Origin of the sequence: Pauljensenia sp. 27098_8_83, assembly GCF_041432695.1 — a bacterium.
Classification (GTDB): Bacteria; Actinomycetota; Actinomycetes; order Actinomycetales; family Actinomycetaceae; genus Pauljensenia.
On sequence record NZ_JAPWAD010000001.1, the window covers coordinates 154,693 to 166,681 of the forward strand.

Annotated in this window: 13 protein-coding genes; all 13 read right to left on the reverse strand. The window is 65.5% G+C overall.

All coding sequences use genetic code 11. The annotated features are described in order from the left end of the window. Positions 1-49: 49 nt before the first annotated feature. Positions 50-223, reverse strand: coding sequence for a cation transporter (locus O3656_RS00685; protein ID WP_500062155.1), 174 nt, complete (start codon positions 221-223; stop codon positions 50-52). A 42-nt stretch (positions 224-265) separates the two neighbouring features. Continuing rightward, entirely contained in the window at positions 266-1,168 is a 903-nt protein-coding gene (locus O3656_RS00690) for a tetratricopeptide repeat protein (protein WP_500062156.1), read from the reverse strand. A gap of 99 nt (positions 1,169-1,267) precedes the next feature. Beyond that, positions 1,268-2,266, reverse strand: a complete 999-nt coding sequence (locus O3656_RS00695; RefSeq protein ID WP_500062157.1) for a DUF8094 domain-containing protein — start codon at positions 2,264-2,266, stop codon at positions 1,268-1,270. After that, positions 2,266-3,717 carry a hypothetical protein gene (locus O3656_RS00700; protein ID WP_500062215.1) on the reverse strand — a complete coding sequence of 484 codons (1,452 nt, stop codon included), beginning with the start codon at positions 3,715-3,717 and terminating at the stop codon, positions 2,266-2,268. The genes O3656_RS00695 and O3656_RS00700 overlap by 1 nt, the downstream gene beginning before the upstream one ends. A gap of 152 nt (positions 3,718-3,869) precedes the next feature. Next, positions 3,870-4,112, reverse strand: a complete 243-nt coding sequence (locus O3656_RS00705; RefSeq protein ID WP_500062216.1) for an Rv1322 family protein — start codon at positions 4,110-4,112, stop codon at positions 3,870-3,872. A gap of 50 nt (positions 4,113-4,162) precedes the next feature. Then, positions 4,163-5,353 carry an N-acetylglucosamine-6-phosphate deacetylase gene (locus O3656_RS00710; RefSeq protein ID WP_500062158.1) on the reverse strand — a complete coding sequence of 397 codons (1,191 nt, stop codon included), beginning with the start codon at positions 5,351-5,353 and terminating at the stop codon, positions 4,163-4,165. Positions 5,354-5,379: 26 nt separating this feature from the next. Beyond that, complete coding sequence (locus O3656_RS00715; RefSeq protein WP_500062159.1) at positions 5,380-6,486, reverse strand: DNA glycosylase AlkZ-like family protein; 1,107 nt, start codon at positions 6,484-6,486, stop codon at positions 5,380-5,382. After that, entirely contained in the window at positions 6,486-7,178 is a 693-nt protein-coding gene (gene nucS / locus O3656_RS00720) for an endonuclease NucS (RefSeq protein WP_016461157.1), read from the reverse strand. The genes O3656_RS00715 and nucS overlap by 1 nt, the downstream gene beginning before the upstream one ends. 22 nt (positions 7,179-7,200) lie before the next feature. After that, entirely contained in the window at positions 7,201-7,605 is a 405-nt protein-coding gene (locus O3656_RS00725; protein ID WP_016461158.1) for a DUF2550 family protein, read from the reverse strand. Between the two features lie 25 nt (positions 7,606-7,630). Then, positions 7,631-7,903 (reverse strand): F0F1 ATP synthase subunit epsilon, encoded by a 273-nt coding sequence (locus O3656_RS00730; RefSeq protein WP_016461159.1) that lies wholly within the window; start codon positions 7,901-7,903, stop codon positions 7,631-7,633. Next, entirely contained in the window at positions 7,903-9,351 is a 1,449-nt protein-coding gene (atpD, locus tag O3656_RS00735; protein ID WP_016461160.1) for a F0F1 ATP synthase subunit beta, read from the reverse strand. The genes O3656_RS00730 and atpD overlap by 1 nt, the downstream gene beginning before the upstream one ends. Positions 9,352-9,376: 25 nt before the next feature. Continuing rightward, entirely contained in the window at positions 9,377-10,306 is a 930-nt protein-coding gene (locus O3656_RS00740; RefSeq protein WP_500062160.1) for a F0F1 ATP synthase subunit gamma, read from the reverse strand. Positions 10,307-10,309: 3 nt separating this feature from the next. After that, a complete protein-coding gene (atpA, locus tag O3656_RS00745) occupies positions 10,310-11,947 on the reverse strand; it encodes a F0F1 ATP synthase subunit alpha (protein ID WP_016461162.1) in 1,638 nt (545 codons plus the stop codon). Positions 11,948-11,989: the final 42 nt, after the last annotated feature.

The window sequence follows — 11,989 nt, forward strand, 5'->3', positions numbered from 1 at the left end:
TTGTCTGCTCGGTGCGGCTGCGGCGCGCGGCAGCATGCGTGGGCAGTCCTTAGAAGCCCGCCCTGCCCCGGTCTATCTGCCCCTGCAGCTTGATCAGTTCGCGCCGAGCCTCCGGGTCGGGCTCCCGGTCGATCTTCTTCGTCAGCTCGTTGTGCGTGGAATGCCATCCGTACCACACGACGACGCAGACGAACACGAGAACGACGATGATCCATGCAGCCATCGCATGTGCCTCCTTCCGCACCTGTGCGTTGGCAAAACGGTATCACATGAGGAGCATCGCCAGGCGCGTACGTGCCTTGGAGACCTCCGGGGTTGAACCCGCGACACGGAAGAGATCCAGGAGGCGCAGGCGCAGCGCGTCGCGCTCCTCGGCATCCGTGGAGGCGGCCAGCAGGTCGAGCAGCACGTCAAAGGCTCCGGCAGCGTCGCCCGCGGCGAACAGCGCATCCGCACGGGCCGCGGGGTCTGTGGTGTCGGCTGTGGCACTGCGGGCGGCCAGGCGCACGCGCGACAGGTGAGACTTCGCGTCCTCGTCGCGCGGATTCAGCTCGATGACTTTCTCCCAACCCGCGATTGCCTCATCGAGGTTGCCGGCGGCCTCGGCAGCCAGCGGGGCCTCGTGCTCGGGCGGAGTCGGAGCGACCGTATCTTCGGCGGCCACGGCGATGCGCGCCGTGATGCCCATCTGCGTCGCAGCCTCAAGGACCTGCGAAATGACGGGGAGCACCTGCTCCTTCGCGGCACCGCCCTGGAACAGGGGAACGGGACGCCCACCCACGAGAGCGACCACCGTGGGCACGCCCTGAATCTGGAAGGCCTGAGCGATCGCGGGAGCCTTGTCGATATCAACCTCGACCAGCTGGAACTTCCCCGCGTTCTCACGCGCGATCTCTTCGAGCATGGCCAGGGTGGGCTTGGACTCGAGCGAACGCGGCGACCACATGACCATGATGACCGGCACGGCCTGCGAGGTGGACATGACGTCCTGGAAGTTCTCCTCGTCCGTGGTGGTGATCAACGGGATGTGCAGGCCCTCCCCCGCTGCCGGAGCGCTCTCCTGCGCGGCGCCGGGAGCACTCTGGCGGGCCGACAGGTCGACGGCTCCGTGCGAGTCTGCGGGCATGGGCGTCGCCTCGGATGTGGGACGGTGGTCAGGCGTGGTCATGATGGTCCTCTTCGTGGCTGAAGTGTTTCTATCAACGATGATATGCGTCGTCCCCGCGACTCAAAGCCACGGGGACGACATGTGCGCTGTGGGTGAAAATCAGCCCGGGCTGGAGGAAGGATCCAGTGCCACGGACACGATCGTGTACTCGCCGCCGACGACCTGGGGGGTTCCACCGGCAGTCTTCGAAGGGATGCGCATGAGGACGGTCGCCAGGTAATCCGCGGTCGCCGTGCCCTCCACCGTCGTGCCGCCAGAGCTCATCGTCGCGGTCTTTCCACCCAGGTTCATCGTCGCGCCCGCGACGGTACGCTGGTAGGTCAGCGTGTACTTGAAGTTGGCGGCGACGAGGGCCGAACCATCCTGCAGCACCAGTCCCGAGATCGGGTAGTCCGTCGCGGTCGCCGCGGCGGTCACGGAGCCTGCGGCACTCACCGACGAGTTCAGGTCACTGATACCCGTCAGGTACGTCTTCGTGAAGTCGTCTGCGGGGAACTGCGACGTGTCCTGGCTGCCCGAGTTCAGCATCGTGATGTACTGCGACAGAGCGGCCTGCGGACTCACGACGAATCCCTCAGAGTCACCAGTGACGTAGGCCGAGCCCGTGCCCACGGGGGGCAGGGTCAGCTGCGTGCCACCGAGGAGGCGCGCGTAGTTCGTCAACTGGTAGTCCGAGCGCGCTGAATCCTGCACGAACACCTGCAGGACGGGCAGCGCCGTCGTGGAGGACGCAGAGATGTTGAAGATCGCGCGCGGCCACGAATCAGAATTCGTGATCGCCAGGGATGCCGGGGTAAAGTCCAGGGCCTGCGGGGCCTGGCCCGAGGCAGTGGCCAGCGCGTACTGCGCCGTACGGTAGGCCAGCGCACCGTGGGCGACGCGGCCCGACAGATCCTGTGCGTTCAGCGACGCGTCTGCGGTCGTCATGGCACTGCCCGTCGCGCCGAGGACGGAGGAGATGCGCTCGAGGTCCAGGTTCGCGGCGCTCTGCGTCTCCTCGCCCGACTGGGCGACGATCTCGTTGGAGCATGCGCTCAGCCCGAGCGTCGATGCCATCAGGAGGGCGGCGGTCGCTACCGCTGCGGTCCGTCTCTTCATCACTTGCCTTCCTCGCGGTCTTTGAGCCAACCGGACATGATCGAGGTCCAGCCGCCGGTCTTCGACGCATCGTCATCGGGTGCCGAGGTCGGAGCGGCAGGCTCGGCCGCGCGAGGACGCGTGACCGGGATCAGGCCGGTGTTGAATTCCTGGCCATCGACGACAACGGTCTGCTCACCGTTGTTGCGGGCCTCGCGCAGCGCGCGACGCGAGGGAAGCGTGCGACCGCCACGAATGCCGGACAGGTCGATGACACCGGTATCGGTCGTGGCACGCTCGGGCGGATCCTGATCGATCGGCCCATTGTCGAGGCCGTGGCGTCCGCGACGCTCAAACGTATCCGTGAGCGGATCGGGAACGTACTCGTCCTGAGGCGCCGACTCGGCTGCGGGCTTGCCGGAGTTTTCTTCGACGGCAGGCGCACTCTCTTCGGCGGTACTGCTGGCGGCCTGAGAGGGCTCGTCAACGACGGGCTCCTCCTGCGAGGGCTGCTCTTCCACGGGGGCATCAACTGCGGGTTCGGGCACAGTCGGCGTGTACGCGGCCGCACCCCACTGTGCCTTCTCCTCGGTTTGCTTCTCATCGGGAGCGGAGGCAGCAGAATCCTTCGAGGAATCGGCCTCATCGACGGCCTCAGTGTCCTTGACGGGAGCCGAAACGGGAGCCGAGTCACGGGCGGCAGCGATACGCTCCGCGACAGCCGCGGAGTTAATCGAAGAAGTCTCCAGGGAATCCGCTTTACGGCGCTCTTCGATACGGGCTTCGCGGATCTTACGCAGGCGCAGGAGCTGCCAGCGCGTGAGGAACAGCGCGAGGGCAATCAGCGCGAAGACGCAGGCAGCCAGGAAAGCGATAATCGCCAGGGTGTTCGTCTGTTCGACCTTCCACGTCAGGGTCAGCGTGAGGTCGCCCGGACCGGCCGCGGAGGCAGCCAGAGCGGAACGACCGGACGGAACGTTCTCCAGATCCAGGCTGACGCTCCCCTGACCGCTGGCCTGCTTGAACCACATATCGGACGAGGCCAGCTGCGCAACCAGGTCTGCGGAAGTCGGATCGGCGAGGGGCTGGGCTCCCGACTGGACGCCGGACTGAGCGCCCGACTGTGCGGGCGTGGAAGGAGCTGCGGGGGCGGTTTGACCAGAGGCGACCGCAGCGTGAGACTCAGCCTTGAGCTTCGTGCGATCCGACTCGACGCCGATGACCTCGGTGTAGGCCGCATCGCCGATCCAGCCCTTCACATCCTGCGTCGTGCCAATGCTCAGAGTCACGGGGGCACCGGACTTCGACGTCGCGGTGACCGTCACGTCGTCCTTCACGATCGACAGCACGTTGCCGCGGGTCATGATCAGATCCGTCGGAGATTCAACGGACGACACCTGATGCGTCGGCGGCCGCAGCACGGTCACGCCGAGCAGCCCGACGAGCACGCATACAAGAGCGACAACGCCCATTGACGATGCCGCCATGTATCGCTTAAACAGTTCCACGGTTGCTCCTCACGTCCAATGCCCACACTGCGGGCATTCTTCAGTCCCCACTTTACGTGCTCACCGCGGGCATGGCCGAATCCGCACCCCGGGCAGTGATACATCACATCCGCACGTCACAGCGGTCGCAGGCCACGGCGCCAACACTCCGAGTGCCAGTGACGGCGAGCGTCAACACCCTGAGGGAGGCCGAAGGGCGCCTCTTCAGGCCACGCAACGATGTGGGCGCTGCCCTGCGGAATCGGACGCAGGCAAGCCGGGCAGGTATATTCCTTGGCCGCGCTGGGAAGACGACGCACCTGATAGTCCAGCCCGTCCGGTCCTCGCTCCGTACGCGGCACGGAGGCGAGGCGCTCCATCTGTAATGGACGCGCCTCGCCCCACGGTCGTTTCTTGCTTCGTTTGCCTCTCACGCAACCACAGTGCCACGTCGCCAGACGCGGCGCACGAGGAGGTCGCCATCGACCTCGACGATGTCAGCCTTCTTCCCCGGCGCGAGTGAACCAATCGTATCGTCGCCCAGGATCGTGGCACCCTGCACGGAGGCCATGTACACGGCGTCGACAAGCGGGATCCCGCCCTTGGTGACGGCAACGCGCACGCAGTCCATCAGGTGGGCCGTTCCACCGGCGATGGCATTGCCCTGAGCCAGGCGGGCAACACCATCCTTGACGATGACGTCCTGGGGGCCGAGTGTGTACTCGCCGTCGGCCATTCCAGCGGCAGCCATCGCGTCGGTGATGAGCACGACGTGCTCGCGGCCGACCAGCTCGTACACGTCACGCACGAGCGTGGGGTCGACGTGGATGGAGTCGCAGATGAGCTCGGCGACGGCGCCGCCGCGCGCGGCGTCCGAGAGGAATTCGGCGATCGGGCCGGTGTCGCGGTGGTGCAGCGGGCGCATGCCGTTGAACAGGTGCGTGATCGTCGCACGGGGGCCTCGCTTGGTCTCCGCCTTCGCGAAATGCTCTCGCGAGTAGGCCAAAGCCTCGCGCGCCTTCACCGAGTTGGAATCCGTGTGGCCCCAGGAAGGTACCGCTCCCCCATCGATGAGGGCCTCGGCAACCGATCCGGGACCGTAGGCGTTGGGCTTCTCAGGGGCCAGCGTCATCGACAGCGCGTAGCCCTGGCAATCGTCAATCAGAGTGCGAGTCAGGTCGGCGTCGGGATCAACGATGTAGGTTGGGTCCTGAGCACCGCAGCGCTCATGAGAAACGAACGGCCCCTCAAAGTGGATACCGGCGAGTTCGTCGGCCTTGGCCAGCTCGGCCAGGGTCTTCGCACGCGCACGCAGCACCTCGGCGGAGGCGGTCACGCAGGACGCGACCAGGGAGGTCGTGCCGTGACGGCGATGCTCGAGGACAGCAACGAGAGCAGCCTCGGCGGTCTCGGCGTTGGGGAAGGACTCTCCACCGCCACCGTGGCAGTGCACATCGACGAGGCCGGGCAGATAGGTCGAATCACTGGCCTCGGGCACCTCGCCCTCATAGTCAGAAACGGGACACACACGGGTAATAGTCGCGCCGTCGAACTCAATAATTCCGTCTTCCACGACGGAGTTTTCCAGAACCAGACGGCCACGCAGCACAGAAATAGTCATACACACATTGTGGCACACATGACACTTTAGTGCTGCGTCTCGGACAACCATTTCTCCCAGTCGCCGAACGCCCGTCGCGCCGATTCCTCATAGGTCCCGCAGCCGTTGGCAGTCACAACCTGGCTGCCGGGGGCGCGCACTGCGACTACGTGACCATTCGCAACCGCAATCGGACGAAACATGCCATTCTTTGCCGGGCAGATCAGGGCCTCCCCTGCCTCATCCGTCAGGCAGGATCGATCCTTGTATCCCACGTGCAGCTCATCGAACGACGGCAGAGCGAGCATGGCTTCGGCCTCGTTACGGCAGTCCGCGACGAGGTCTGCGAGGTCAGCGCGAGCCAAGCCCCCTTCAAACTCCGCGATGGGGAGGCCAAGGCTGCTCCCCGCCTCGCGCGCCCCGGCCATCGCCCGACGCGCCTGCGTAAGAGTCAACCCGGTCCACCTGGCCAGGTCGGCCTCGTCAATAGGACCGTGCCCCCAGGCGTAACGCGCGGCCAACACCGCGAGGGCTTCGTCATGTCCGCTTTCCCCCTGCGCGACGCCTGGTGCACCAGGCAGCCCTCGCGCATCAACCATCAGATGCTCCCCCGCGCGCAGAGGACCTGCGGCGAGCACCCCGTCCAGGTGCAGGCGCATGACGAGATGGCGGCGCCGCAGACCCGCCTGTGAGGACGACGCCGTCACCGTGTCGATGCCGCTGTTCTCCCACGCCTCGACGAGCTCCGCACGGCTCACTCCCCCGGGCGAGGCCTCCAGCAGGTCACACGCGACCTGAGCCGCGCGGTCGACGATCGCAGTCGACAGGCCCAGAGAAGACGCCTGGCGTTCCCACGCCGCACGCCGATGGCGCAGCAGGCGCCGCAGCCAGTGGTGGTCGTGCCCGCTCGTCACGTGCACGGTCCCGCGCATCGGCCACGACCGAACGAGGGCACCCGAGTCGAACGCGGCGCTGATCTGTGCCCGTGGCACGCCCACGCAGCGCACGCCGATCGCCCACGGGATCGCGCTCGCCTGCTGGCCTTGCAGCGCCAGCAGATTCTCCACGGCATCCAGCGGCGAGCGCGCCGCGGTCGCTGAGACGAGACCCTGGGCGACAATTCGCCCAAGGCTCGCGCGCCTGGACAACGTCATCAGAACAGGCGAGACTCGGGGTCATCCACCCCGCGCATCGCGTCGTAGTCGAGGACCACGCAGCGAATCCCACGGTCCTGCGCCAGGGTGCGCGCCTGCTTCGTGATCTCCTGGGCTGCGAAAATACCGGTCACATCGCCGAGGAGCGCATCGCGCCCCAGCAGCGACAGGTAGCGCGTGAGCTGTTCGACACCGTCAATACCACCGCGGCGCTTGACCTCGATCGCGACGTGGTTGCCATCCGCGTCGCGCACCATCAGGTCCACCGGGCCCACGGGGGTGGGAAACTCGCGGCGCACCAGCTCCCAACCCTCGCCAAGAATCTGGGGCACCTGCTGGGCGAGAAGCTCCTGCAGGTGCGCCTCCACACCGTCTTTGACGAGGCCGGGGTCGACGCCCAGGTCCTCGGTCACGTCCGCGATAATCTCGTGGATACGAATGATGAGCTTGTCATCGGTCTTATCGGCCTGAACCGTCCAGACCTGCTCGACGCCTTCTTCGTCGTCACCGGGCTCGCCCATGGAGACCGTACACGGCGCTGTCATCCAGTTCAGCGGCTTGTATGAGCCGCCCTCAGAGTGGATGAGCACCGACCCGTCACCCTTGAGCATGATGACGCGCTTGGCCGGATCCAGGTGGGCGCTCAGCCGACCGGAGTAATCAACGGTGCAGGAAGCAATAACAATACGCACCCCGCGAGCTTACCAACCTTGCTCACACGAGGCGCGGAGGACCGGACTCCACCCAGGAGACCAATCCGTTATATGTCAGGCGTTCCACGGCAACCTCGTAACGATGCTCACCATACGCCAGGCGCACCTCGACCACTGAACCGTCAGCCGAGTGCGCAATCGGAGCCGAGACCTCCATGCCCCGACGCGGGATCGAATAGACCGGCTTGAAGCTCAGTCCCACGAGGCGATACCAGGACAGTTCCTCGACGCCATACACGCCGATACCAGCCGTCCACCCCGCATGTACGTCCGGACGCGACCAACACCGAAACGCCCCCAAACGCGAAACGATCCTGCGGGCGCGCACATTCATGTACGCCCACAGGATCGCCCCGACACACGCGAGGAGAACCACACACCAGATCACGATCATCATCAGGCTCATGAGGTCCTCCTCGCGTAGCGTCGAATTACTGTTCTGCCACTGTAGCGTGATCAGCCACGACCGTGACGAAATCCGAGTCGACTGAGGCGAATCCCCCACTGACCTCGAAAGACATGACCTCGGACGTGCACGACACCGTCACGGTACCCTCGCCCATCTGGGCGAGCAGCGGCTGGCGGCCGGGCAGAACGCCCAGGCTTCCATCCACCGTCGGCACCTGAACGGAGAGCGCCGCACCGTGCCACAGTCGTCCCTCGTGGGAGACGACCTCGACCTGCAAGGACTTACCCGATGCCATCAGGCTTCCTTGGCCAGCTCGTGAGCATTACGCTCCAGGTCGTCGATGCCACCGCAGTTGTAGAAGGCCTGCTCCGGAACATCGTCGTAGTGGCCTTCGGCAATGCGCTTGAACGCCTCGATGGTCTCCGACAGCGGCACGGTCGAACCGGGCACGCCCGTGAACTTCTCAGCCATGTACATGTTCTGCGAGAGGAACTGCTCGATGCGGCGCGCACGCGCGACCGTCACCTTGTCGTCCTCGCTCAGCTCGTCGACACCGAGGATGGCGATGATGTCCTGCAGCTCCTTGTTCTTCTGCAGGATCGCCTTGACGTGCGTCGCGACGTCGTAGTGCTCGCGACCCACGAGGGCCGGGTCGAGGATGCGCGAGGTCGAGGCCAGCGGATCCACGGCGGGGTAAATACCCTTGGCCGCGATCTCACGGGAAAGCTCGGTCGTCGCGTCCAGGTGAGCGAAGGTCGTCGCCGGAGCCGGGTCGGTGTAGTCGTCGGCGGGAACGTAGATCGCCTGCAGCGAGGTGATCGAGTGGCCGCCAGCCGACGTAATGCGCTCCTGAAGCAGACCCATCTCATCAGCCAGGTTGGGCTGGTAGCCCACGGCGGAGGGCATGCGGCCCAGCAGCGTGGAGACCTCGGAACCCGCCTGGGTGAAGCGGAAGATGTTGTCGATGAACAGCAGGACGTCCTGGTGCTGAACATCGCGGAAGTACTCCGCCATGGTCAGGCCCGTCAGGGCGATGCGCAGACGCGTGCCCGGCGGCTCGTCCATCTGGCCGAAGACGAGGGCGGTCTTATCGAAGACGCCCGCCTCTTCCATTTCGCCGATCAGATCGTTGCCTTCACGGGTGCGCTCGCCGACGCCGGCGAACACGGAGACGCCGCCGTGGTCCTGAGCCACGCGCTGAATCATCTCCTGGATGAGGACGGTCTTGCCGACGCCCGCACCGCCGAAGAGGCCGATCTTGCCGCCCTGCACGTAGGGGGTCAGCAGGTCGATGACCTTGATGCCGGTCTCGAACATCTTGGTGCGCGCCTCGAGCTGATCGAAGGCCGGGGGCTGGCGGTGGATCGGCCAACGCTCCTTGATGTCAAGGGTCTCGCCCTCTGCGAGGTTGAGGACGTCGCCGGTCACGTTGAACACGTGGCCCTTGGTGACGTCACCGACGGGGACGGAGATGGGTGCACCGGTGTCCGTGACGGGCGCGCCACGAACGAGGCCGTCGGTCGGCTTCAGCGCGATCGTACGCACGAGGTTATCACCCAGGTGCTGGGCAACCTCAAGCGTCATCGTGAAGGTCGACTCACCCTCACCCTGACCGGCAAGGTTCACCTCGACGGTCAGCGCGTTGTACAACGGCGGGATGCGGTCCGGGGGAAACTCAACGTCGACGACAGGGCCGACGACGCGGGCGACGCGTCCCTCGGCAATTGCTTGGGTATCAGTCATAGTGTTACTCCGTGTCTCGAAGGGCTTAGCTCGCGCCCAGAGCGTCGGCCCCGCCCACGATTTCGGTAATTTCCTGGGTGATTTCCGCCTGGCGGGCCGAGTTCGCCAGACGCGTGTACTTGGTGATGAGTTCCTGCGCGTTGTCCGTCGCCGTATGCATGGCGCGTTGACGCGATGCGAGCTCGGACGCTGCGGACTGGAGCAGCACGTTGTGGATGCGCGCCTCCACGTAAAGAGGCAGGAGCGTATCGAGCACGGCTTGGGCCGACGGAATGAACTCGTACTCGGGCTGAGCCGATGCCGGGTCGTCCGCGAAGCCGCGCTCGGTCGTGCGTTCCTCGTCCGATTCGGGGGCATCCACAACCGTCAGCGGGAGCATCTGGCGCACTTCGGGCACCTGGCTCATGACCGTCTTGAAACGCGTGTAGACGAGGTGCAGCGCACCGACGCCCGTGTCAGGATCGGGGTCCATGAAGCGCTCAAGCAGCACCTGCGCCATCTCACGTGCAGTGTCGGGAGAGGGCGAGTCAGACTCACCTTCCCACTCCCGCTCAATGGTGACACCGCGGAAGCGGAAGTACGCCGACGCCCTGCGCCCAAAGGTATAGAGAACGGGCTCGTAGCCATCCTCACGCAGGTCCGTGATCAGCTTCTCCGACTCGCGCAGGATGGTCGCTGAGTAGGCTCCGGCCATACCGCGATCCGATGCCACAACCAGGACGGCGACACGACTCGTGTCCTCACGTTCCTCGGTCAGCGGGTGGTCGAGATCCGTGTGGACCGCAACCGCCGCGACCGCCTGGGTCAGGGCCTTCTCGTAGGGCCCCGCCTCAGTGGCAGCGCGCCGCGCCGCGCCAATGCGAGACGCAGCAATCATCTCCATGGCGCGGAAGACCTTCGCGAGCGTCGTCGTCGAGGCGATACGCTGCTTGTAGATCCTCTGCTGTCCGCCCATCGCTTAGGCCTTCTCGTTCGTGCGCCCGCGCGAGATCTCCTCGCGGGTGCGCTCAGCCACGACCTCGCCATCCTCCAGGTCTGCGGCGCCACGCCCGGCGCTGATCCACTGGTGGTGGAACTCCTCGACGGCGTTCTTAAGCGCTTCCTCCGTCTCGGAAGTCAGGTCGCCGGTCGCCGCGATCGTGTCGAGCACGGTCGAGTTCGCATGAAGGTGGTCGAGCAGGCCGCGTTCGAAGCGCAGGACGTCCTCGACCTCGATGTCATCGAGGTAGCCCTTGGTGCCCATCCAAATCGACGCAACCTGATCCTCCATCGCGTACGGGGTGGACTGAGGCTGCTTGAGCAGCTCCATCAGGCGTTCACCGCGCGTCAGCTGGCGGCGCGTGGCCGCATCCAGGTCGGAGGCGAACATCGCGAAGGCGGCCATGGAACGGTACTGCGCGAGCGTCAGCTTCAGGGTACCGGCGACCTTCTTCATCGCCTTGGGCTGGGCGGCACCACCGACACGGGACACGGAGATACCCACGTCGACGGCAGGACGCTGGTTCGAGTTGAACAGGTCGGACTGCAGGAAGATCTGACCGTCGGTGATCGAAATGACGTTCGTCGGAATGTAGGCTGACACGTCGTTTGCCTTGGTTTCGATGATCGGCAGGCCGGTCATCGAACCGCCACCCAGGGCGTCCGAGAGCTTGGCGCAACGCTCGAGCAGACGCGAGTGCAAGTAGAAGACGTCGCCAGGGTAGGCTTCGCGGCCCGGCGGGCGACGCAGCAGCAGCGACACCGCACGGTAGGCCTCGGCCTGCTTGGACAGGTCGTCGAAGACGATGAGGACGTGCTTGCCCTGGTACATCCAGTGCTGGCCGATGGCGGAACCCGTGTAGGGAGCCATGTACTTGTAGCCTGCGGGATCCGAGGCCGGGGAAGCGACGATGGTCGTGTACTCCATGGCGCCGGCATCCTCCAGCGTGGAACGCACGGAGGCGATGGTCGAGCCCTTTTGACCGATCGCCACGTAGATGCAGCGCACCTGCTTATTCGGGTCGCCGCTCTTCCAGTTGTCGCGCTGGTTAAGGATCGTGTCAAGCGCGATCGCCGTCTTACCGGTCTTGCGGTCGCCGATGATCAGCTGACGCTGACCGCGGCCAACCGGGATCATCGAGTCGATGGCCTTCAGACCGGTAGCAAGGGGCTCGTGCACGCTCTTACGTGCCATGACGCCGGGGGCCTGCAGTTCGAGCGCGCGACGCCCATCCAGATCCGTGATATCACCGAGGCCGTCAATCGGGCGGCCGAGGGGGTCGACCGTGCGGCCGAGATAGCCGTCACCGACGGGAACCGAGAGAACCTCGCCCGTGCGGTGCACGACCTGGCCCTCTTCAATACCGCCGAAGTCACCGAGGACAACGGCGCCGATCTCGCGCTGGTCGAGGTTCATGGCCAGGCCCAGCGTCCCGTCCTCGAAACGCAGCAGCTCGTTCGCCATGGTGCCGGGCAGGCCCTCGACGTGCGCGATACCATCGGCCGTTTCGATGACGTGACCCACCTCTTCGGTGGCCACGTCCGCCGGACGGTAGGACTCCATAAAGGAGTCCAGTGCTCCGCGGATTTCCTCCGGGGAGATGCTGAGGTCAGCCATGAGGATTCCTAACTAAGAAAAGAAAATTGTGTGAATGAGAGG

What these genes read in the sequence shown, in the direction of transcription:
- O3656_RS00685 (WP_500062155.1), bottom strand. Translation starts at nt 223, where the DNA reads ATGGCTGCATGGATCATCGTCGTTCTCGTGTTCGTCTGCGTCGTCGTG.
- O3656_RS00690 (WP_500062156.1), bottom strand. Translation starts at nt 1,168, where the DNA reads ATGACCACGCCTGACCACCGTCCCACATCCGAGGCGACGCCCATGCCC.
- O3656_RS00695 (WP_500062157.1), bottom strand. Translation starts at nt 2,266, where the DNA reads ATGAAGAGACGGACCGCAGCGGTAGCGACCGCCGCCCTCCTGATGGCA.
- O3656_RS00700 (WP_500062215.1), bottom strand. Translation starts at nt 3,717, where the DNA reads ATGGGCGTTGTCGCTCTTGTATGCGTGCTCGTCGGGCTGCTCGGCGTG.
- O3656_RS00705 (WP_500062216.1), bottom strand. Translation starts at nt 4,112, where the DNA reads ATGGAGCGCCTCGCCTCCGTGCCGCGTACGGAGCGAGGACCGGACGGG.
- O3656_RS00710 (WP_500062158.1), bottom strand. Translation starts at nt 5,353, where the DNA reads ATGACTATTTCTGTGCTGCGTGGCCGTCTGGTTCTGGAAAACTCCGTC.
- O3656_RS00715 (WP_500062159.1), bottom strand. Translation starts at nt 6,486, where the DNA reads ATGACGTTGTCCAGGCGCGCGAGCCTTGGGCGAATTGTCGCCCAGGGT.
- O3656_RS00725 (WP_016461158.1), bottom strand. Translation starts at nt 7,605, where the DNA reads ATGAGCCTGATGATGATCGTGATCTGGTGTGTGGTTCTCCTCGCGTGT.
- O3656_RS00730 (WP_016461159.1), bottom strand. Translation starts at nt 7,903, where the DNA reads ATGGCATCGGGTAAGTCCTTGCAGGTCGAGGTCGTCTCCCACGAGGGA.
- atpD (WP_016461160.1), bottom strand. Translation starts at nt 9,351, where the DNA reads ATGACTGATACCCAAGCAATTGCCGAGGGACGCGTCGCCCGCGTCGTC.
- O3656_RS00740 (WP_500062160.1), bottom strand. Translation starts at nt 10,306, where the DNA reads ATGGGCGGACAGCAGAGGATCTACAAGCAGCGTATCGCCTCGACGACG.
- atpA (WP_016461162.1), bottom strand. Translation starts at nt 11,947, where the DNA reads ATGGCTGACCTCAGCATCTCCCCGGAGGAAATCCGCGGAGCACTGGAC.